The sequence below is a fragment of the Pseudomonas sp. FSO-7 genome (assembly GCF_059579345.1).
The window spans coordinates 1315404-1337261 of record NZ_CM184193.1 but is presented as its reverse complement, the minus strand read 5'-3'; the positions used below and the strand labels follow the sequence as shown (position 1 = coordinate 1337261).

Below are 21858 nucleotides of genomic sequence, written 5' to 3'. Positions count from 1 at the left end.
CCAGGATTTCCGCCTCACTTACCGAGTAAATGAGCGGCACCACATCGAGGATCACTTCGATGTCGCGTTCCGAAAGAAGTCCGCCGGTTTGTTTAAAAAATCGTCGATGCGTACCTGCAACTGGGTCCAGTCGGGCACGGTCAGCCGATCGAGATCGGGAATCATCAGGCCGGTGCAATGGGCGGTGATGAACTCGGCGCGCTCCTTGGCCGTCTTCAGTTTTTTCATCGCCTTGGTGGCGCGCAGCACCGGCATTTCCAGGGTCAGCGAAGTCATGCTGCGGCCCGCGACGTTGAGCGCTTGCAGCAGTTGCACCTGGTCGGGATCGGCCGCTGCGCCATCCGCCGACTCCAGAAAGTGCGACGCCGGGCGGGTGGACATTTCGTGCACGTATTGCGCAATGCTCACGTAGTCCGGGCGCTTGAGCTGGTCGAGCTCCTTGACCGACAGGCCGGTGGCCAGTTTGGCCAGTTCGAAGAACTGGTCGTCTTCGTCATCGCCAGCGCGGGCCAGGGCGTCTTTTTGTGCGGCGTAGAACAAGGGTTTGAGTTGGAGCTGCTCGATCTGCGACTCGTCGTCAGCGGTGATCGGCGACAGCAGGACGTGAACGGGAGGCGTCCAGGACATGAAGTGAATTCCTTGGTGGATACTGGGAAGGTGTTGCGCAATGCCGGTCAGTCAAGATGTGTCCCCTGTGGGAGCGAGCTTGCTCGCGATGGCATCGGGTCAGTCAGCATTGATGTTGGCTGACTCACCGCTATCGCGAGCAGGCTCGCTCCCACCGGGGTTCTGCTCAGCCGGCTGGCAGGTGTTTAAGGCAGCAACACCGCACGACGCGCATCGCCAAGGATATCGACGCCGTTGAGCACGAACTTCTGGGTGCGCACATCGATGTCGATCACCGGGACGCCGTTTTCCAGGCGGTTGTAGGTACGGCAGGACAGATCAAGAATGGTCTTGGGCTTCTCGCCCATTTTCAGCGTGGTCTCCTCGAGGGATTTCAACTTGCCGCCCACTGTGTGGTAGGTGAACCAGGTGTTGCCGTCCTGATCCTGGCCGGCTTCACGCACGTTCAGCAGAATGTCGTCGCCCACCGTCACGCCCAATGCCAGCATGACTTCCGGACCAAGCCCTTGCAGCGTCAGCTTGGCCGTCAGCACTTTGCCGCCCTTGGCCATTTCCTCGCCAATGAAACGGCCGCCACGCATCTCTTCCATGTCGAATTCGATCTTCGGCGGCGTGAAATCTTCCACGGTCGCCGACAACGGCAGGCCTTGCAGAGTGGCCGCGATGGCCTGTCTTACGCGGTTGGTAAACATTAGAGAACGTCCTCCAGGAACTGCTCGATGATTTCATCGCGGGCATTGAGTTGATAAATCATGTGTTCGTTCGGCGCGTAGCGGCCGTAGTCGATGACCACGTACCAGGTGCCGTTCTTGTACTTCTCGACGCTGTTCAATTCCGGGTGCAGGTACACGCTGCCGCCAGGAATGGTTTCATCGGCCACCAGGGTTTGCAGCCAGTCGTTGATGCGCTTGACCTCCTGGTCCATGAACGATTTGGTCAGGTTCTTGGCCATGGCTTTCTGGCCGGCCTTCACCAGCTTGCGGCTGATGGCATCCTCCAGGCCGACGTAGCTGATGAACTTGCCGGTGATGGAGCGGTTACCCAACAACGAGAAGCCGCCAAGGATGGTCCGGGCGTAGTAGCTGACGCCGTAGCGGTTGAGCAGATCGCCTTCGGTGGAGGTGTCGAGGATGTTGTATTCGACGGTGCGCGAGACGTCTTCGGCGAAGGTCACCTGGTTGCCCGGACTCTCCCATTGCTTGACCTTGGCGAGGGCGGCGATGGCCAGGCTCGACGGCGCGAGGAAGACGTTTTTCTTCGCAGCCTTGGAGTACACCGCCGGCATGTTGTGCACCACCAGGCAACGGTCAAAACCGAGGTCAGCGCCGCCCAACTCCTGGCTGTAAGTCACTTGGTCAGCGACCGAGGCGTCCTTGCCATCGAGCACCACACGGGCCTTGATGCGCTTGCCAAACGAAGCGAACTCGCTCGCCACGGCCTTGGTGCCGGTGAAGCCTGGCGCGCCGATGATGGTCAGGTCTTCAGCGACCCCACTCAACGCCGCCAGACCGAGTTTGCGACCGGTCTGCGCCTCGATGCCGCCGATGACGTTGTTCTGGGTGTCAGCCGGGGTCGCGCCCTCTTCGACGATGACCACGTACACCGGCACCTTGACCACTTTGAGGATCTGGTAGACCGCCTGGAACAGCGTACCCGCTTCGGCACCGGTCGGGTCCAGCTGGGCCTGGGTGGTGAAGCTGTTGATCCGGAACGGGGTGTTTTTCGGGATCAGCGGGTTGGCATTCGGCGCGGTGCCGACCAGCCCGATGACGTTGTCACCCAGGCCACCCATGGCCTCGGGAGATTCAGTGGCATTGACGGTAATGCCGTTGTGCTCGAAGTTCAGAACCTCAGCCATGGTTATTCAGCCTTTTTGGTGGTGGCCTTTTTGGCCGGGTTGGATGTAGAAGCCGCTTCAGCGACCTCGGTTTTTCTCAGCTCCAGGCGACCGGCGCTGCGCAAGGCACTGGCCTCGACGTCGAGCAGGTCGAGTTCCTGGCCGACGCTCGACCAGTGACCACCCCCGGTGGGGAATGGGAGGAGCACGGTGTAGGTTTGGCGTGGTGCCATTTGGGGTTCTCCAGATACGAAAAAGCCCCTTTTGTGGAAGGGGCTGTTGGGTGTTGGTGATTGTTTTGACGGATAAGAAAACGCCCCGTCGGTGCGGGGCGTTATTGGGATTGCTCAATCAGCCATGGCGGCGCGAGCGGACGATGTTCATCCAGCGGAAACTCCCCGGCCTCAGGCCAGTTACGTAAGGCCCGGCGATACGTTTGTAGTTCAGTGTATCGCTCAACCGAAAGCGTGGTTCCAGCCCCTTCTTCCAGCTCATCTCGATGACGCGTTACCACCCCATCAGTCAGTGAGAGCTGACTATTGCGCCATACGCGCTCAACGAGCGATAGCTCAGCTGGCGTCGGCAATCGCGGGTCTTGCAATTGCGGACGACCATCAGGCCCCTTGCCGATGATTTTTCCATCCAGTCGCGACTCAAAGAGCACTGCATGATCCTCATCAGATATCTCAATGCCCCCGTTATCCGTTAACTCGAAGGCAAATCGACCATCTTCTTCAATCCATTTTGCGTACATAGTCCCCTCAGTAGCCGATGGCTAGCCAGTTGTAACCACCCACAGTGACAGCTGCGTTATTGCCAGCCACATTAGTGATATAGCCCGTAAAACCCGTTCGGGTCGGTATTCCGGATTGACAAACAGATGGATTCGTCGCTGAACTAGCCCCGGCATAAATCGCCCCCACATACATGCAGGCTGTAGGAAATGCGACGGGAAACGTTACCGGCACGGTTCCTGTCGCGACATCCGTTGACGCGTGTCCGGTTTTGAGTATCCAACCGCTTGGCAATACCTGATTGCCGGTGTATCCAAAAGTTGCGGCGAAAGTTGCCGAATACCGCGCAGCCATTGTCCCTTCAATCAATCGCCACTCGCCGCTCAATCTGGTCAATAGCGCGGAATCACCCTGCCCCAAAACAAGTGTTATCGCGCTTCCACTCGAATTAGAAATCAGCTCGCCATTCGAAGCCAGGAGCGTGACAGCACCTGCCCCACCACTCAGCACCATGATCATGGCTCCTGGCCCCACTGACACGGTGGACGGCAAGGTAACGCTGATTGCCGTCGAAGATGACGCAGCGACAATGCCGCCAGCGCTTGAATTCCCCAACACTGTATTGGCGCTGACCGAGGTAAAACCCGACCACTCGACCCCCATTCGCTTCACAAACTCGGCTGTGGCCAGCAACTTGCTGCTGTCAAATTGCGCCGCGGTAGCGCCAAATACCTTGGAATATTGCAATTGCGCGGATCCAGCGGCCCACCAGGCGCTCGCACCATTACCAGTCAGCTCTAGAGTGGCACCTACTTGCAACTCAATACTCGTAATCTGACCGGCCCCCGAGTTTATGCTGTCAGCACCAGCACAAACGACAGTGACAACGCCGCTGCCAATATTACGAAAGTGGATCGCGCCACCGTAGGGTAAAGCGTTGACCAGCGGCAGGGTGAGTGTGAACGACCCGATGGCCGTCACCAGCGTGCCAGCGGCAGCCGCGGTCAACGTGGCCGCTGCCGTCGCATTGGTAAAACCGCGATAATTGCCACTGGCGCGCATGACGTATTCAGTCGTTGCGATCGACTTCGTGTTGTCGAATAGCGGCGGCGTATTTGCCGTCGGATTAACCAGCACCGGCGAATTGAGCGGCGCAAACCCTTGCGTGATGTTCTGAAACGCCAACGCCGTAGTGCCCAGTACAATCGCTCCATCGGTAATCAACTGCCAGATCGTGTTGGCAAGCGTCGCGCCCTCCTCCACCGAGACAGTCAACCCCGAAGTCACTTCGGCACTTGCATCGGCATCCTTTGCCCGAACCCAAGCGCCGTTCGCGGCAACGTAAATACCGTTGTCCTTCGCCAAGGTCTGGGACTTGACCAGGACCCGATTCCCGGCAATCACCGCAACACCATCGATCGCCTGCGCGCCACTCAAGGCAATGTTGGCCGTCGTCGCTGCCCGCACCGACTGCTTCCTGTCGAGCTTGGCGAGTTCGTCGGCCACGTAGCCGGTCACCCAGGCCCGCGTGGCCTTGACGACCGTATCGTCAATCAGCAGCGTCACCATCTCAGCATTGCTGGTCTCGAAAATCGACCGAATGTAGAACTCTTTCCCCGAGCCAGACGTCGCCAGCACCGGTTTGAACGACTCCGGATATTTGACAATCGCATACAGGACGCCGGTATCGGTCCAGATTCCGGCCTCACGCACATACCAGCCGCCCACGTCGGACGGGATGGTGACCTCGGCCAGCAGCCAGCTCGGGTTGTTTTCATCCTGGAACAGCGCGTTGAGCGGCCCGCGCCAAACTTCGCGCTTGAGTGCCGTCGCCGTTGCGGCCGGGTTGTATTGCGCTCCACCGCCGTCACCGACGGAAATCTGCGACAGCTTGATCGGTGTGCCCGCCGCCTTGCAGGCGGTTTCGTAGGCGATCCCCGCATCGGTGAGCAGGGTGTAGTAATCGGCCATTTAGGACCCCTGTGGATAAATAGTGGAGGTTTCGACGGTGTAGAGCCCGGCGGCCATGAAGGCCTGGCCCGAGACTTCCAGCCCTTGGATGACAATCGGGTAAACCGTGGTCAGCTCGCCGCACAGCGTGGCGGCGCCAATGACGTGACGGCCGAATGCACTCAAGCCGACAGACACCTTCAAGGTGTCGCGCTCGCTTTTGGCATCGGCCAGGCGGCGGTCGAGACGGGCGTCGATTTCTTCGCTGTAGGGCTGTTCGGTAAACGCCCTGACGGTAAAACTGTAGGGCGGACCGGGTGGTGTTTGTTCATACCAGGCGCGCACTTCAGGCATCAGTTGCAAACCCTTGGCGGCATTTTCCAGCGCCTTTCGCGTCCCGGCCTGCCGGGCGGTGGGCCAGGCGAGTTCAACGGTCAAGCGCTTTTCAGCTTCGGGCGCTGCGGAACTCCATTCACTGACCCCGCGATCCGCCGCGAGATACGGCAGGAACGCCAAGGGCGTGGCCGACGGGTTCATCAGCTCGGGAAACGGCGGATCGATGCGTTCGAGCAGCCGGGCGAAACCCAGATCCAGCGCCCGCTCCAATGGTGAACTGTTGGCCGGCAGCAGGCTCGGGCGGGGTGTGTCGTCAGTCATAACGTCTCCACCTCGACCTCGACGCCCGTGCAGTACGGGGCTTGGAAAGCCGTCGTCACAATCGGCTGGAGTGGTTCGAGAATCTGCAACTGAACCGCGCCGGCGCTATGCAGCGTGTAGTCGATCCAGCTCGGGTCCACCCGACCTTCCAGTCGATGACACGCCTCGGCGTATTCCCGCAATTGCTGCTCGGCAGCCACCTGGGTCAAGCCCGAATCCGGGCCGGCGTTGATCTTCGCCACGACGCGGATTTTGTAGGGTTTGATTTGCGCGGCCTGGACGATGACCAGGTCGGTTTCCGGTCGCACATCAGGTCGGGCGAAATGCTGGCGAACCCCCTCAAGCAGCGCCTCGGACGGTATGCCATTGCCCTCTCGGGACAGCACTGTGACCGTGACTTCGCCCGGCGCGGTGCGGCGTCCATTGCCGTCCTTGACCTGCGCCGCATAACCATCCGGGTCGAAGGTGTAGGTGACCGTCACCACACCTGCCGAGGCGTTTTCCACCTTCACGACGGGCCGCTCACCCAAGGTAAAAATCTCCCGCCGATACTGCATTCGCGAACCGGCCGCCGGGGCGTGGGGTGCCAGGTAATAACGCAACCGGGCATCGTCATCGCTCTCATAGACCGGGGGAATGGGCGGGAAAGCCGCCGGATCGCCGGGATCGAGCAACTGACGCTCAAGGCCCATGTCCGCGAGGCGGGCATCAAGGTTGGTGCCCGTGGCCCACCACGCCAACATCTGCTTGATGCGGGCGTTGTATTTGCGTTCGTGGGTTTGCAGCCGGACACAGAATGCCTCGAGGGCCAGGGTCAGCAGTTCGCTTTCGTTTTCGAGGCTGTCCACCAACTTGGCGGCGCTGCCGGGAGAACGTGCGGCGACGTACTCGACCACGAAGGTCTTGAACTCTGCGAGCAGGTCCTCGAACGCTTCGACGGTGACGATGGTCGGTTCGGCCAGTTGATTCTGGCCGGGTATCAACATGCTCATGTCACCACCTCGAAAGTCTGTTTGCGGTTTTTCCAGGTGCCGGCGAAACGCAGCAGTAATCCAGCGCCGTGCCGACTGGCGACAATGACCTGCGGCTCGAAATCATCGATACCGTTGTCCGGGTTGTAGAACGCTTGGGCCGCGTGGCTCTGGGCAAGGATCAGCAGGTCGTCGCCGAGGTTCTGCCCCAGCAACTGCGTGAGGGCGCAGCCATACAACGGGCGCTTCTGGCGAGTACCCAACGGCGTGGTCATTGCACGGGTGGCGCGCTGCACGAACTGCAGCCAGTCGTCGACCGTGGCGCCGGTATTTCGATCGATTCCAATCATGAGGAAATCTCTTATGCGGTACTGATGACGCGTCCCTGGTGATCCACCACCGGGCCGCTCAGGTGCACACCGGAGGCGTCGAGCCGAATGCCGACGGCACCGACTTTCAATTCGATGGCCTCGTGTGTCATCGCCAACTGCGACGGGCCGATGCTCAGTTGCAGGGCTTCACGGGAACCGCTGAACGCCGCCGGGCCGTTTTGCCAGTGCAGGACATGGCTGGCGTGGTCGTAGCCGTTTTCCGTACCGTCCTGATAGAGGCGACGCGTCAGCGTGGCCTGGGTCGAGACGGGCGGGAACTGACCGCCATTGAGGCCGAACAACGCCACGGCTTGCCCACCGCTCTCACCGCCGCCGTGGTTCAGCAACAGGCACTGCTCGCCCACGGACGGAATCCGCGACTCGCTCTGGGCGCCGGCACTCGGGTTGAAAAAACGGATCGCTGGGGTCAGCAGTCCGCCATGGCTGACTTTGCAGGTGTTGCTGGCCGCGTCGACTTCCTGGCAAACGCCGATGCGGCAGAAACTCTCCGCACGCCGATGCAAGTCCTCCAGCTCGGTTTCCATCTGTGCCAGCCGCTCGATGATCGGCCCCAGATGCATCCGTAACAGCGCATCGAACATGGCTCAACCCTCGAGTGCGGTGTATTGGTCCGGGTCGTCGATGTTCGACACTTCCCAGGTGCGAGCAAACTTCGGGATACCCAACGGGTCTTCCAGCATCGTTGGGCCGAGGTACAGGGTTTGAGTGAAGGAAAGGGTCCAGGCGGTGTACGACCGTGCCGGGTTGATGAACGTGGACGGCAGGCCATCGAGCTCCGTGGGCAGGTCGCATTGATCGCCCGACAGACCCCAGCGGTTGTCCATGACCAGGTGTTTCAGCTCAGCGGCCAAGTCGCAGGCATCCCAGCCCGGAACAGCCATGACCACTTGCAGGGAAACCGTCAGGACATGGGCGATACGTCCGTCGTTGGCACGGTGACCGGGCGCATCACGCTCAATGGCAATCAGCACCCAGGGTTGATCGTCGGTGCCATCGAAATCCTGTGGGCTGCCGACTTTCAAAGCGGGATAAGTGGTGCGCAGCGTCTGGGCAATGGCGAAGAACAGCTGCGACGGTTTTTCGATAAGGACGGGCATTGATCGCCTCCTTGTGTAGGGATCAGCGATGTGGGTTCACGGCTGGTCGGGAGGAACGTCCCGCGGTGGCACTTCGCATACGCCGATCCGCTTGGCGACCCAGCGCTCGTAAAGACCGATCGCCACATCGGCACCGGCCATGGCGGTCAGGCAACCCAAGGCGCAGGCGCTCCAGATCGACATGCCGAGGGCGTACAACAGCATGGTTGCCGATACGCCGCAGACCACGCAGGCACCGGAGCGCAGGGCCAGGCGCCGCAGCAGCGACCAGCCACGGGCGCCCTCCTTGTCAGCACGCCACATCTCGCCGGACACCCCACCCACCAGGGCGAGCACGATGACCAGCCAGATTGGCATGTCCAGCAACGCTTGTTGCTCGTTTGTCATGTCACGCCTCCAGTGGGTGATTGAGATTGGGCAGGGAAGTTTTTTCTGAAGTTGAATGAGGTCTTGGTTGGTGCAACAAATTAAGTCGCTACAGAAGGCGTGAAACAAAAAGCCCCAGAGAACGTAGATGCCTGAACAACGGCGCAAACATTCACAGGGGCTTGACGGGTTTAAAGTCATTAATTGAACAAGGCTGGCCTCACTTTGGAGCTCCGCAGGTCGCGCCTTTGTAAGTCATGGTGTAGGTGTAGTGCCTGTCCCACGACAGCGGTAGCGTACTGGGCGCTGCCCATTCCGCGTAGTTACCCGACATCGAGCCAGCAGCAATGAACTTACCCATAGCAATGGTGGCGAGATTGTTGGCACTCCCGGCCCCCGGCATCGGCACACTCCCATTCCATTGGAGATCGTCCCCGTTCTGGAACCATGCTCCATTCCAACCAGCCTGCGAACTTGAGTACCAAGTATTGTCCGCTTTGAAACAGATCGTTTGGTTGGCATAAAAACCACCGCCCGGAACATGGTAGGAAGCGAATTGCCAGGAACCGACAGGTGAGTTTTCAGCAAACGCATGGATGGCCTGGGTGGCCAGGACGGCTGCAATCAACACGCTGAATAATTTTTTCATTAATTTACTTCCTTTAGATAAATAGGTTTTTTTGGCCATTGCGCCTACCGAGTAATCAGCATGTCCACGCTGGTCGCGTCGCAAGAGTTGTTAGCCTTCCTGTCGATGACTAGGTAGAGCGAAGACGTCGGCGTCACCGCGACATTGCTCAACATGAACGTGGTGCTGCCGCCGTTTGCCAGGCTCCCGGACTGGAGCACGGTGTCGCCCAGGTTGAGCGACCAGCCAACACCATCCCCGCAAGCGTTATGCAGGTCATTGACCCGCCCCAGCACGTTGATATTGCCGGTGACAGGACTGGCCCAACGGAAGATGCTCTGGCTGTTGGTGCCGGGATGCGTGGCTACATCGCCCTGCTTGAACACGAAGCTTGTGCCCGAGCCGGTGAAGGTGAAGCTTGCGTTGGGAATGGAAATCCAGGCTCCAGTGGCATCGTCCCGCCAGCAGGTGGTTGGCTTGCCATTGCACACCCCGGCCTGGAACGTTGGGAAGAGCGTGTAGTTGGCCGAGGCGTTCACCCCCGATTTGTTTTGCATGAAGGACCACGGCGAACCGGCAGGTGCGGCTTCGGTCATCAGGTACATGTCTCGGGCCAGGTTCCACGACAGGGCCGTATCAGCCCTGGCGCCCAAGGACAGGACGGACGACAGAAAGGCAGTCGCCAGCAGGAGTTCTTTAAGTAATTTCATTTACTTACCTCGATGGATGTCATTGAGTATCGGGGGCACGGTTTATTCCGCACGCCGTTCGCTCGCTGGCGCTCACTCGAGGCTCAACGGCCTTCACATGATTCAACGTTCCGCATCGGGAACACTTGATCTGGAGTTCGGTGTTCTCACATACCGATGAATGCTATTTGGTAATCAGCATGTCTATGGTGCTTGAGTCGCAAGAGTAATTAGTCTTTTTATCCAGGACGAAGTAAACAGGTGAGGCGGCGGTGACAGGTACATTGCTAAGGGAAAAAACAGCCCCCGTACCTTTGGCCAAGCTACCCGACTGCAAAACCGCACCGCCTTGACTTAGCGACCATGCGACACCATCACCACAGGCGCTGTGGATACTGTTGATACGCCCCAGAATATTGACGGCACCGGTGACAGGACTGGTCCAGCGGATGATTGTTTGACTATTCATGCCAGGATGAAAAATCACGTTACCTGGCGGAACAGTAAAGCTGCCGTTCCCAGTGTAGTTATAGGTTTCCTTGTGAACGGTAACGTGAGCCCCGGACGGAATGTCTTGCCAGCAGGTTGCAGGTTTTCCGCCACATACATCGGCCGTAAACGAAGGCAGAAGGATGTAGTTGTCGGGATTATTCACGCCAGAGGTGGGGAGTGTCAGATTTTTTGTGTGCGGGCCGGTAACGGCCTGCCGTTAGGCAGACCTTCATTTACCACGTCGGCCTGATGAACCGATCCCCGTACAGGATCGCGAACTGATTCATCGCACTTTTCCAATCATGGGCCGCACTGCCCCAGTTTGCTGTGATATTGCGCAAGCCCAGCCAGATCAGCTTCGTGGCAGCATCATCGGTTGGAAAGTGTCCTCTCGTTTTAATGATCTTTCGCAGTTGAGCGTTGATGCTCTCGATTGCATTGGTCGTGTAAATCACTTTCCGGATGGCGGGCGGGAAGACAAAAAACGGGATAACTCGATCCCAGGCGCGTCGCCAGGCAGCCACGACGGTCGGGTACTGCTTGCCCCAGGGGCCGGTTTCGAATGAGTCCAGAGCCACTTCGGCGGCCTCGGCGTTGATCGCTTGATAGATCGGCTTGAGAGCCTTGGCCAGTTCCCGACGTTTGTCCCAGGCTGCATAGTCGAGGCTGTTGCGGATCAGATGCACGATGCAGGTTTGCAACGTCGTCTCAGGAAACACCGCGCTCAGGGCTTCTGGCATGCCTTTGAGGCCATCGGTCACGGCAATCAACACGTCTTCGACGCCGCGTGTCTTGAGGTCATTGAAGACCTTCATCCAGAACTTGGCGCCTTCCGTTGTCTCGATCCAGATGCCCAAGATATCGCGGGTTCCGTCCGGTAGTACGCCCAAGGCCAAGTAGATGGCCTTATTGCGGACCAGACCTTCTTCCCTGATTTTGACCCGCAGCGCGTCGAAGAAGATGACCGGGTACATCGGCTCAAGCGGTCGTTGCTGCCAAGCGCCGATCTCTTCCATCACCGCGTCGGTGACCGAGCTGATGAAGTCGTGCGAGACATCCGTGCCGTACTGCTCCAGGAGAAACGCACGAATCTCGCGAACCGTCATGCCCCGAGCGTACATGGCGATGATCTTGTCATCGAAACCGGTAAAGCGCCGCTCATGCTTGGGAATCAGAATCGGCGCAAAGCTGCCATCGCGATCTCGGGGAATCTCCAGACGAAGCGGACCGTCGTCTGTCAAAACGGTCTTGCCACTTTTACCGTTGCGCTGGTTACTCGACTCCTCGGGGCGCTCCGCGCCCTGAGGATAGCCAAGATGGTGACCCAGCTCTGCACCCAGGGCTCGCTCGATAAGCGCCTTCTTGAAGGCCATCGACGCGTCCTGAATCGCCTCGGCAGTCATAGGACCTTTGACGAACTGATCAATCAGCTCCTTCGGGATCGAAGGGAACTCGGTTTTGGCCTCCAAGGCCGTCTTCTTTTTGATTGGCATACATGCACCTCTTCAGCATGTTATGCCCGAACACAAAATTTCTGACAGTCCCCAGAGGTGTTTTCCATAAAAGCCCAAGGCGAGTCTGTCGCAACACGCTCTTTTGCAAAGATCACATCTTTTGCCAAGTTCCAAGACATGGCGGTTTCTGCCCATGCGCTAACGGACACACCAGAAAACAGAAACAAACCCAGCAATGAAGCAACTGTAATTTTTTTCATGAGATAAACCTTTTGAGTCGGATGATTTTGATTGCGCAGCTTTAGCGCTCATGTCGCTCGCCGGCGTTCACTCGAGGCTCAAGGGCCTTCACATGATTCAACGTTCCGCATCGGGCACATTTGATCTGGAGTTCGGTGTTCTCGCCCATGCGGGCCAGAAGTCTTTTGCAGTGACCGCATCTGAAATCCTTCAGCATCGAAAGCCCTCCCATTGGCGGCGGTTTGAAGTGCTTTGCGGCACAGGCATTCCAAAAAGCCCGGTTGCCCAGGCTTTTCAGTAATGCGCTTGATCTTTCGGCGCGACTGGCGCGGTACGGATCCATTCAAATTGTTCCTCCGACCGCGGCCCCTGCCCGCCGGATAACTGCTTCTGGTGCTTTACGCTGCACACCCGGGCCAGTTGCCAACCCTCTGAACCGTTAAGGCCGGTTCATCGCTGCCTGTTGATGGAACTAAAGAGCTTTGTTGCCAGCCGCTTTGTCGAGCGGCTTGGACACAGAATATGCATGTATGCATATACAGTCAATGCGTAAATGCATTTATTTATGCATGACGAATGCGCAAATGCATGAACCCCTCGCAAACACAGGGGTTGCGGGTTTTCAGGAGGCGAAAAAAAACCCGCACGACGGCGGGTTTTATCTGACAGCGGAGAGGTTAGCGGGCGTACATACCCCACCAGAAGACGTGACCGAGGATGACGATTTGCTCGTCCTGCATTTCCTGAAAGGTGTAGTCCTCGTCCGGATGTTCATCACGGTTGAAGCTGCGCAGGCGGATGCCGGTGGGCAGGCGATAAAGCTGCTTCACCCGCAGTTGGCCGTTGTGGTTGATGGCGTAGAGGTCACCGTCGACGATGTCGCCGATCCCGCACTTGCCCGCATTCACCCCAACCGTGGCGCCGTCGCGCAGCACCGGCAACATGCTGTTGCCGCGCACCGTCACGCACTTCGCCTGATCGAACTGCACACCGTTGTGGCGCAGGCTACGCTTGCCGAAGCGCAGGCTGGAGCGCTCGCTTTCCTCGATGACGAATCTTCCTGATCCAGCAGCCAATTCAACCTCGCGCAGAAAAGGGACCGACACTTCGTCTTCTTCGACGGGTGTTTCGTCGTCCCACAGGCTTATGTCCTTGAGTTCGGAATGCGGCTCATCGCGGCGAGCGTTGCCGGCGGGCACAACGTCCGCGCGCCCGCGCAACTGGTCAGTGCTCACGGCGAAGTATTCGGCGATCTTCGAGATGTGTTTATCCGAAGGGTCGACAATCTTGCCGCTGAGAATCCGCGAAAGGGTGGACTGAGGCACGCCGGTACGCCGGTGAAGCTCCGTGGGGGAGATCCCGTGCTGATCGAGCAATGCTCTTAATACGGTAGAAACGTTGCGTTTTTGCATAACGCGCATAATGCTTGTTCTTTTAGCGGAAGACAAATGCTGTTTTGCATAAATATGCAATTCCAGCCTTTTGCATCCATTGTGGCGAGGGAGCTTGCTCCCGCTGGGCTGCGCAGCAGACCCTTTTTGTGAGCGCTTCGCACTCAGCTCCCTCGCCACGGGATTCGCCCTACACCCCCTTAGGAAAACGCGCCGCCCCCGTCCTTCAAATGTGCGACGCAAGGCTACGTTTTCTTGCGCCTCTGCCTACAACTACGCCAGAATCCGCCGGCTTGTGCGCCTTGGGGGCCATCGGTACTTTTGATCCTGTCACTGCCCATCAGTGATCGGGTTTAGTCGCTCGGTATTCCAAGGTGCTCATTGCTCCATTCAGTCAGGTACTTCTATTCCTGCACTTGATGGTAGTTGTGCGCAGGGCGCCCTCGGGCGCGCCGGTTCCTTGGATCCCCGGTCGACTAACCTGCGTACAGCTGCCGCCCCTCGTTTAGTCGCGAGTGAGTGGTGGCTCAACTTCAAGGATCCATAGAATGCCGAAGCACACACCAAATCCCCCAGACGATCACGTCTCTCGCAGCCAATCGGCCAACGCCAAAAAACTCGACGACGCGGCCACTCGTGCCCTGGACCATTACCTCAAACCCAAAGCCGACAAAGAAACCTGCGACACACCCGACACCCTTTTCATCATCGCCCCCAACATCGACGCCGAATGCCTGCTCGCCAACCTCAGCGAAACCCTGGCCTCGGCCAACGCCATGGTCAGCGACCTGGCATTCGACCTGAAGGGCTCGCGGCGGAATATCTTGCTGGGGGTTCAACAGATGATCGAGCTGAGCCAGTTGCTGGCGAATCGGGCGTTGGATGTGGTTGAGGTAAGGTAGGCATGATGCAAGCCGAGACCTAAGAGAAGCCCAAGCAATCACTGTGGGAGATTGCTCGCGATAGCGGTAGTTCAGTTACAACTAAGTTGTATTGGCTGCCGTCATCGCGAGCAAGCTCGCTCCCACAATTTGATCGGGTACAGCCGGAGAGACAGGCCGGCTGTCAGGCCGCCTTCGCGAGCAAGCCCGCTCCCACATTGGATCGGGGTACAGCCGGAGAGACAGGCCGGCTGTAAGGCCGCCTCGCGAGCAGGCTCGCTCCCACAGGGGAAACGCGGTCCCACCAAGAACCAGGTCGGCTACCAGGCCGCCTCGGTTTTGTTTTTGATCTGGGGCGCCCCGTTAACCACGCTGGCTGAACGAAGGTATTGCGCAGTGGGCAACCCGGCATGGATGCCGGGTTAGCCGCGCTGGGCCATGGATGGCCCTTCGCGGCGGCCCACGGAGCAATGCCTTCGTTCAGGCATGCCGAGCCTAGGCGAGGCACCGAGTGGTGGGGCAAAAGCGTTTTGGTTACTTTTGACTGGGCCGGCTTCCAGGCTCTTCAAAAGTGACCCGCCGTCAGGGCGGAACCATAAGTGGCCGTTACCGCAGCAACGGATATACACCCAATCCCATATACACCCAGCCCCAAAAACCACTCACGCCTGGGTCCCCCCCGACCACCCATGTTAACCTTGCGCCCATCGCGGAAAAGCCGGGCCAATGCCCCTCCTTTTGCCCCACACCTTTCAACGAGCTTCCCTGACACCCATGAATACAGCCGTGAACGACCTGTCCTCCCACACGCCGATGATGCAGCAATACTGGCGCCTGAAGAACCAGCACCCCGATCAGCTGATGTTCTACCGCATGGGCGACTTCTACGAAATCTTCTACGAGGACGCGAAGAAAGCCGCCAAGCTGTTGGACATCACCCTGACGGCGCGTGGGCAATCGGCGGGCATGGCGATTCCGATGTGTGGGATTCCTTACCACGCGGCGGAAGGTTACCTGGCGAAGCTGGTCAAGCTCGGCGAATCCGTGGTGATCTGCGAACAAGTCGGCGACCCGGCCACCAGCAAAGGGCCCGTGGAGCGCCAAGTCGTGCGGATCATCACCCCGGGCACGGTCAGTGACGAGGCCTTGCTGGATGAGCGCCGGGACAACCTGATCGCCGCGGTGCTGGGCGACGAGCGCCTGTTCGGCCTGGCGGTGCTGGACATCACCAGCGGCAATTTCTCGGTGCTGGAAATCAAGGGCTGGGAAAACCTGCTGGCGGAGCTGGAGCGGGTCAACCCGGTCGAGCTGTTGATTCCCGATGACTGGCCCAAAGACCTGCCGGCGGAAAAACGCCGTGGCGTGCGCCGTCGGGCGCCGTGGGATTTTGAGCGCGACTCGGCGCTGAAAAGTCTCTGCCAGCAATTTTCCACCCAAGACCTCAAGGGCTTCGGTTGCGAGAACCTGACCCTGGCCATCGGCGCGGCCGGTTGCCTGCTGGCCTACGCCAAGGAAACCCAGCGCACCGCCCTGCCCCACTTGCGCAGCCTGCGTCACGAACGCCTGGATGACACGGTAGTGCTGGACGGCGCGAGCCGGCGCAACCTGGAACTGGACACCAACCTGGCCGGCGGGCGCGACAACACCCTGCAATCGGTGGTCGATCGCTGCCAGACCGCCATGGGCAGCCGCCTGCTGACCCGCTGGTTGAATCGGCCGCTGCGGGACCTGACCGTGCTGCTGGCGCGCCAGTCCTCCATTACCTGCCTGCTGGATCGTTATCGCTTCGAGCAGTTGCAACCACAGCTCAAGGAAATCGGCGACATCGAGCGCATTCTCGCCCGTATCGGCCTGCGCAATGCCCGTCCCCGGGACTTGGCGCGCCTGCGCGATGCCCTCGGCGCCCTGCCCGAGCTGCAAGTGGCGATGACCGACCTCGAAGCGCCACACCTGCAGCAACTGGCGCGTACCACCAGCACCTACCCGGAGCTGGCCGCGCTGCTGGAAAAAGCCATTATCGATAACCCGCCAGCGGTAATCCGTGACGGTGGGGTACTGAAAACCGGCTACGACGCCGAACTCGACGAGCTGCAAGCGCTGAGCGAGAACGCCGGCCAGTTCCTGATCGACCTCGAAGCCCGGGAAAAAGCCCGCACCGGCCTGGCCAACCTCAAGGTCGGCTACAACCGCATCCACGGCTACTTCATCGAACTGCCGAGCAAGCAGGCCGAGCAAGCCCCGGCCGATTATGTTCGCCGCCAGACTCTCAAGGGTGCCGAGCGTTTCATCACCCCGGAACTCAAGGCGTTCGAAGACAAGGCGCTGTCAGCCAAGAGCCGCGCCCTGGCCCGGGAAAAGATGCTCTACGAAGCACTGCTCGAAGACCTGATCAGCCAATTGCCGCCCTTGCAGGACACCGCCGGCGCCTTGGCGGAACTGGACGTGCTGAGCAACCTGGCCGAACGTGCCTTGAACCTGGACCTGAACTGCCCGCGCTTCGTCAGCGAACCGTGCATGCGCATCAGCCAAGGTCGTCACCCGGTGGTCGAGCAAGTACTGACCACGCCGTTCGTGGCCAACGACCTGAGCCTGGACGACAACACCCGCATGCTGGTGATCACCGGTCCGAACATGGGCGGTAAGTCCACCTACATGCGCCAGACCGCACTGATCGTGCTGCTGGCCCACATCGGCAGCTTCGTCCCGGCGGCCAGCTGCGAATTGTCCCTGGTGGACCGGATTTTCACCCGGATCGGCTCCAGCGATGACCTGGCAGGCGGGCGTTCGACGTTCATGGTGGAAATGAGCGAAACCGCGAACATCCTGCACAACGCCACCGAACGCAGCCTGGTGCTGATGGACGAAGTCGGACGCGGCACCAGTACGTTCGACGGCTTGTCTCTGGCCTGGGCTGCAGCCGAACGTCTGGCGCACCTGCGGGCTTATACGTTGTTCGCCACTCACTATTTCGAGCTGACGGTACTGCCGGAAAGCCAGCCACTGGTGGCCAACGTTCACCTCAATGCCACCGAGCACAATGAGCGCATCGTTTTCCTGCACCATGTGCTGCCTGGCCCGGCCAGCCAGAGCTACGGCCTGGCAGTGGCGCAACTGGCCGGCGTGCCGAGCGAAGTGATCACCCGTGCCCGTGAGCACCTGAGCCGCCTGGAAACCACCAGCCTGCCCCACGAAGCACCACGCCCAACCAAAGGCAAACCGGCCGCACCCCAGCAAAGCGACCTGTTCGCCAGCCTGCCCCACCCGGTGCTCGATGAACTGGCCAAGCTCGATCTGGACGACCTGACCCCGCGCCGGGCGCTGGATTTACTCTATACATTGAAGACACGGATCTAACGCACAGGCTTTCAAGCTGTTAGAATCTCGCGCGGTTTGGGATGCTGCGGACTATTTAGCCTGGTCCGCAGACTACCGCTCCCGAACCTGGCGACCCCACCCGTGAAGGGGATTCGCTGCCGCCGCCTGAGGAGAGAATTAGAAATGACCTTCGTCGTCACCGACAACTGCATCAAGTGCAAGTACACCGACTGCGTAGAAGTGTGTCCGGTGGACTGCTTTTACGAAGGGCCGAATTTTCTGGTCATTCACCCGGATGAGTGCATCGACTGCGCCCTGTGTGAACCGGAATGCCCGGCGAATGCCATTTTTTCGGAAGACGAAGTGCCGGCCGGCATGGAGAATTTCATCGAGCTGAACGCCGAGCTGGCGGATGTCTGGCCGAACATCACCGAGAGGAAAGACCCCCTGCCGGACGCCGCAGCGTGGGATGGCAAGCCTGGCAAGATCGCAGACCTGGAACGCTGATCGTTGTTACGTTCGTCGAAAAGGCCCTTTGCGGGCCTTTTTGCTGCCTGGAACAAAATCGCAGGCAAAAAAAAGGGGCGGTTTGACCCGCCCACATTTTTTCCCTAATCCCTTTAATCCTATTCATCGTCCTGATGAATCGCGTCCTGCGATGTCCTTCCTTCCCATCGTCCTTGACGGGTGTGTCTGTCCGTCGACACAGGACTGATATTAGTATTTTCCCGGGCGAGTGCAACGCGGCTGATACAGGTGGCTTGCTCTGTCACACGATATTCATCAACAAATTTCCCTTATAAATCAGTTAAATATAAAAAGATCACGGTATTTATAGCTGTCTGTCCCGGCGATGAGAAACCGATTGCTTACGTAACACTAGGCAAAGGCTTACAAGCTGAAGCTACAAATAGATCGGGCTAGGGAAATGACCCTTCGGAAGCGCAAAGGCTTTAAACCAGTCGTGATGTTCTATCGTTTACGGGTGGGGGATTTCAGGGGGGGGGGTGTATATCCGTTTCTTCGGTAACGGCGGCTTATGGTTCCGCCCTTACGGCGGCTCACTTTTGAGAAGCGCAAAAGTAACCAAAACGCTTCTGCCCCACCACTCGGTGCCTCGCTAAGGCTCGGCACGCCCTCACTCCGGCATTGCTCCGTGGGCCCGCCGCGAAGGGCCATCCATGGCCCTGCGCGGCTATCCCGGCATCCATGCCGGGATGCCCACTCCACAATGCCTGCGTTCGGCCAGCGTGGTTAACGGGGCGCTGAGATCAACGTCCACCCCACTACGAGGCGGCCTGATAGCCGACCTGGCTCTTGATGGGGACCGCATTTCTCCTGTGGGAGCGAGCCTGCTCGCGATGAAGCCGGCAAACCCAACATCCACGTGACTGAGCCGCCGCCATCGCGAGCAGGCTCGCTCCCACATTCAATCTCCAGTGGATACAAAAATGTATGTCCAACACAGAACCACCGTGGGAGCGAGCTTGCTCGCGATGAGGCCGGCACATCCAACATCACCGCAAACTGACCCACCGCCATCGCGAGCAAGCTCGCTCCCACACTTTATTCCCACAGGGGAAACGCGGTCCCATCAGGAACCAGGTCGGCTATCAGGCCGCCTCGCGGTGGACGTTGATCTCGGGCGCCCCATTAACCACGATGGCTGAACGGAGGTGTTGTGGAGTGGGTAACCCGGCATGGATGCCGGGTTAGCCGCGCTGGGCCATGGATGGCCCTTCGCGGCGGCCCACGGAGCAAGGCCTTCGTTCAGGCATGCCGAGCCTTAGCGAGGCACCGAGTGGTGGGGCAGAAGCGCTTTTGGTTACTTTTGGCGCTCTTCCAAAAGTGACCCGCCGTAAGGGCGGAACCAATAGCCGCCGTTACCGAAGAAACGGATATACACCCAAACCCAAGCCAAAAAAAAACGGCGCCTCCCTCTTTAGCAAGGGAAGCGCCGTTTTTCCAAGTAGACAGCATCACAGCCAGTCAGGGCGTTTTATGCTGCTCTTGCCTTGGGTTATTGAAACAACGACTCACTCGACAAGCCGTTTTTCTCCAGGATCTCTCGCAAACGCTTGAGGCCTTCAACCTGGATCTGCCGGACCCGCTCACGAGTCAAACCAATCTCCAGCCCGACGTCTTCAAGCGTGCTGCTTTCGTGCCCCCGCAAGCCGAAGCGGCGAATCACCACTTCCCGTTGCTTGTCGGTCAGCTCCGAAAGCCACTGGTCGATGCTCTGTGACAGGTCATCGTCCTGCAACAGCTCGCACGGATCGGTGGGTCGATCATCGGTGAGGGTGTCCAGCAAGGTTTTATCCGAGTCCGGCCCCAGGGAAACGTCCACCGAAGAGACCCGCTCGTTGAGCCCAAGCATGCGCTTGACCTCACCCACCGGTTTTTCCAGCAGATTGGCGATTTCTTCGGGTGAAGGTTCATGGTCGAGTTTCTGGGTCAACTCACGGGCGGCCCGCAGGTAGACGTTCAGTTCCTTGACCACATGAATCGGCAACCGGATCGTCCGGGTCTGGTTCATGATCGCCCGTTCGATGGTCTGGCGGATCCACCAGGTGGCGTAGGTCGAGAAGCGGAAGCCGCGCTCGGGGTCGAATTTCTCGACAGCGCGAATCAGGCCCAGGTTGCCCTCTTCGATCAGGTCCAGCAGCGAAAGCCCGCGATTGACGTAGCGTCGGGCGATTTTCACCACCAGGCGCAGGTTGCTTTCAATCATGCGTTTTCGACCGGCCGGGTCGCCACTTTGCGACAGCCGCGCAAAATGAACTTCTTCCTCGGGAGAAAGCAGTGGCGAAAATCCGATTTCGTTGAGGTACAGCTGAGTGGCGTCCAGCGCCCGGGTGTAATCGATGTACTTATGTTGTTTAAGTGAAGCGGAGTGTCTGGATTTGGCACGAACGGAAGGTGGAGTCGCCCCTTCATCATTCGACATCGAATCCATAGCGATGCCGGTCTCCATAAGGAGAACCTCATCGTCGATGTCAAACTCCGGCACTTCTTTACTGAGAGCCATTGTTATAGTCCTTTGGTGAGTTCGACCTCAAGCTCAAGCGACGCCTTTATCCTTGGCAACGCTGGAGCCTGTTCCCTCTACGTGACGGAACAGGCTGACAATCAAATCAACGACGTGGCAGGAATTGCAGCGGATCGACTGGTTTACCTTGTCGGCGAATCTCAAAGTGCAGTTTCACCCGGTCCGTTCCCGTTGATCCCATTTCGGCAATTGTCTGTCCGACCTTGACCTGCTGCCCCTCCCGAACCAACAGCCTGCGGTTGTGACCGTAGGCACTGACGTAGGTATCGCTGTGTTTGATGATCACGAGTTCGCCGTAGCCCCTCAAACCACTCCCGGCGTACACAACCGTGCCATCAGACGCGGCTAAAACAGGCTGTCCCAAATCCCCGGCGATATCAATTCCTTTATTCAAACTACCGTTTGAAGAGAATTTTCCAATGAGAACGCCATTAGAAGGCCATCCCCAGCCAGTCGGGGCGGGGCCCGCAGGCGGCATCGGAGCAGGGGTCGGTTTGCTCGCGACGGACGGTATTACCGCCGTGCCAGCCCCCGCCGGTCGGCGAATGACTGTGGTTTTACTCGACGACGAAGCCGTCGAACCCGACTGTGTCACCACCGCGGTAGGCGTTGAACCACTACGGCCATCGAAGCGAATCGTCTGACCGGGGTGAATCGTATAAGGCGCAGGAATGTTGTTGCGCGCCGCGAGGGCTTTGTAGTCCCAACCGTAGCGAAAAGCGATGGAAAACAGCGTATCGCCGCGACGGACTACATATTGGCCGGTCGTTACCGTAGGACGTTGAGGTGTTGCATTGTTGCGATCGACAACCCGGACATTGCTCGACGGCGTACTGGAGCAACCGACCAGCAAAGTGCTCAAGACAAGGCCAGTCACCAGGCGCTGAAAGCTCGTGATACCCATACGCTGCGCAATGACTGTGAGACTCACCCGCCGCTCCCTTTGTGGTGGCTGAAAAATTGGAGGCTGCCTGTCCAGGCCGCACTCATACAAATATAGCTGGCAACGACTGCGCCTCTATTAATGAAGCGCAACGCGCCGCCGCACACGTTTGCTCGACGCCATTGGGCTCTGTTCAGCGAATCGG

At 59.0% G+C, this 21858-nt stretch carries 24 protein-coding genes and 1 pseudogene; 3 read left to right on the top strand and 22 right to left on the bottom strand.

Translation table 11 applies throughout. The features are described 5' to 3' along the window. Positions 1–51 precede the first annotated feature (51 nt). The 20 genes and pseudogenes from AC515T_RS05735 to AC515T_RS05640 form a co-directional block, all read right to left on the bottom strand. Positions 52–627: a phage tail assembly protein gene (locus AC515T_RS05735; RefSeq protein ID WP_496531747.1), complete on the bottom strand. Its 576-nt coding sequence runs from the start codon at positions 625–627 to the stop codon at positions 52–54. Positions 628–812: 185 nt separating this feature from the next. Continuing rightward, complete coding sequence (locus AC515T_RS05730; protein WP_122565425.1) at positions 813–1319, bottom strand: phage major tail tube protein; 507 nt, start codon at positions 1317–1319, stop codon at positions 813–815. Further along, complete coding sequence (locus AC515T_RS05725) at positions 1319–2485, bottom strand: phage tail sheath protein (RefSeq protein ID WP_496531746.1); 1167 nt, start codon at positions 2483–2485, stop codon at positions 1319–1321. The genes AC515T_RS05730 and AC515T_RS05725 overlap by 1 nt, the downstream gene beginning before the upstream one ends. 2 nt (positions 2486–2487) lie before the next feature. Then, positions 2488–2697 (bottom strand): hypothetical protein, encoded by a 210-nt coding sequence (locus AC515T_RS05720; RefSeq protein WP_496531745.1) that lies wholly within the window; start codon positions 2695–2697, stop codon positions 2488–2490. A gap of 101 nt (positions 2698–2798) precedes the next feature. Further along, positions 2799–3218, bottom strand: a complete 420-nt coding sequence (locus tag AC515T_RS05715; RefSeq protein ID WP_496531744.1) for a phage tail protein — start codon at positions 3216–3218, stop codon at positions 2799–2801. Between the two features lie 7 nt (positions 3219–3225). Beyond that, positions 3226–5169, bottom strand: a complete 1944-nt coding sequence (locus AC515T_RS05710) for a phage tail protein (protein ID WP_496531743.1) — start codon at positions 5167–5169, stop codon at positions 3226–3228. Then, complete coding sequence (locus AC515T_RS05705; RefSeq protein ID WP_496531742.1) at positions 5170–5805, bottom strand: phage tail protein I; 636 nt, start codon at positions 5803–5805, stop codon at positions 5170–5172. Next, positions 5802–6797: a baseplate J/gp47 family protein gene (locus tag AC515T_RS05700; protein ID WP_496531741.1), complete on the bottom strand. Its 996-nt coding sequence runs from the start codon at positions 6795–6797 to the stop codon at positions 5802–5804. The genes AC515T_RS05705 and AC515T_RS05700 overlap by 4 nt, the downstream gene beginning before the upstream one ends. Next, a complete protein-coding gene (locus AC515T_RS05695) occupies positions 6794–7126 on the bottom strand; it encodes a phage baseplate protein (protein WP_496531740.1) in 333 nt (110 codons plus the stop codon). The genes AC515T_RS05700 and AC515T_RS05695 overlap by 4 nt, the downstream gene beginning before the upstream one ends. Positions 7127–7137: 11 nt before the next feature. Then, positions 7138–7749: a phage baseplate assembly protein V gene (locus AC515T_RS05690; protein WP_496531739.1), complete on the bottom strand. Its 612-nt coding sequence runs from the start codon at positions 7747–7749 to the stop codon at positions 7138–7140. 3 nt (positions 7750–7752) lie between these two features. After that, positions 7753–8265 (bottom strand): hypothetical protein, encoded by a 513-nt coding sequence (locus AC515T_RS05685; protein ID WP_496531738.1) that lies wholly within the window; start codon positions 8263–8265, stop codon positions 7753–7755. A gap of 36 nt (positions 8266–8301) precedes the next feature. After that, positions 8302–8652, bottom strand: coding sequence for a phage holin family protein (locus tag AC515T_RS05680; RefSeq protein ID WP_135843944.1), 351 nt, complete (start codon positions 8650–8652; stop codon positions 8302–8304). A 199-nt stretch (positions 8653–8851) separates the two neighbouring features. Next, the gene (locus AC515T_RS05675; protein ID WP_496531737.1) at positions 8852–9319 is read right to left on the bottom strand and encodes a hypothetical protein; all 468 of its coding nucleotides are present in this window, start codon (positions 9317–9319) and stop codon (positions 8852–8854) included. A gap of 5 nt (positions 9320–9324) precedes the next feature. Next, complete coding sequence (locus AC515T_RS05670) at positions 9325–9969, bottom strand: hypothetical protein (protein ID WP_496531736.1); 645 nt, start codon at positions 9967–9969, stop codon at positions 9325–9327. Positions 9970–9988: 19 nt separating this feature from the next. Further along, positions 9989–10111: pseudogene (locus AC515T_RS05665) on the bottom strand (Com family DNA-binding transcriptional regulator); the annotation flags it as partial. Positions 10112–10132: 21 nt separating this feature from the next. After that, entirely contained in the window at positions 10133–10603 is a 471-nt protein-coding gene (locus AC515T_RS05660) for a hypothetical protein (protein ID WP_496531735.1), read from the bottom strand. 70 nt (positions 10604–10673) lie between these two features. Next, positions 10674–11933: an IS256 family transposase gene (locus tag AC515T_RS05655; RefSeq protein WP_496530171.1), complete on the bottom strand. Its 1260-nt coding sequence runs from the start codon at positions 11931–11933 to the stop codon at positions 10674–10676. A gap of 20 nt (positions 11934–11953) precedes the next feature. Then, positions 11954–12154: a hypothetical protein gene (locus AC515T_RS05650; protein WP_496531734.1), complete on the bottom strand. Its 201-nt coding sequence runs from the start codon at positions 12152–12154 to the stop codon at positions 11954–11956. 41 nt (positions 12155–12195) lie between these two features. Continuing rightward, positions 12196–12351 carry a Com family DNA-binding transcriptional regulator gene (locus AC515T_RS05645; protein WP_496533077.1) on the bottom strand — a complete coding sequence of 52 codons (156 nt, stop codon included), beginning with the start codon at positions 12349–12351 and terminating at the stop codon, positions 12196–12198. A gap of 460 nt (positions 12352–12811) precedes the next feature. Further along, positions 12812–13546 carry a LexA family transcriptional regulator gene (locus AC515T_RS05640; protein ID WP_003198297.1) on the bottom strand — a complete coding sequence of 245 codons (735 nt, stop codon included), beginning with the start codon at positions 13544–13546 and terminating at the stop codon, positions 12812–12814. Positions 13547–14073: 527 nt separating this feature from the next. Between AC515T_RS05640 and AC515T_RS05635 the strand changes: the two genes are divergently transcribed. From AC515T_RS05635 to fdxA, 3 genes are all read left to right on the top strand, one after another. After that, positions 14074–14427: a DUF6124 family protein gene (locus AC515T_RS05635; RefSeq protein WP_496531733.1), complete on the top strand. Its 354-nt coding sequence runs from the start codon at positions 14074–14076 to the stop codon at positions 14425–14427. Positions 14428–15192: 765 nt separating this feature from the next. After that, the gene (mutS, locus tag AC515T_RS05630) at positions 15193–17760 is read left to right on the top strand and encodes a DNA mismatch repair protein MutS (protein WP_167331288.1); all 2568 of its coding nucleotides are present in this window, start codon (positions 15193–15195) and stop codon (positions 17758–17760) included. Between the two features lie 144 nt (positions 17761–17904). After that, a complete protein-coding gene (gene fdxA / locus AC515T_RS05625; RefSeq protein ID WP_496531732.1) occupies positions 17905–18228 on the top strand; it encodes a ferredoxin FdxA in 324 nt (107 codons plus the stop codon). 1513 nt (positions 18229–19741) lie between these two features. On the opposite strand, the gene rpoS is transcribed toward fdxA, so the two are convergent. Then, on the bottom strand, positions 19742–20749 hold the full coding sequence (rpoS, locus tag AC515T_RS05620) for an RNA polymerase sigma factor RpoS (RefSeq protein WP_047227588.1): 1008 nt from the start codon (positions 20747–20749) through the stop codon (positions 19742–19744). A gap of 106 nt (positions 20750–20855) precedes the next feature. Beyond that, complete coding sequence (locus AC515T_RS05615; RefSeq protein ID WP_496531731.1) at positions 20856–21701, bottom strand: peptidoglycan DD-metalloendopeptidase family protein; 846 nt, start codon at positions 21699–21701, stop codon at positions 20856–20858. Positions 21702–21858: the final 157 nt, after the last annotated feature.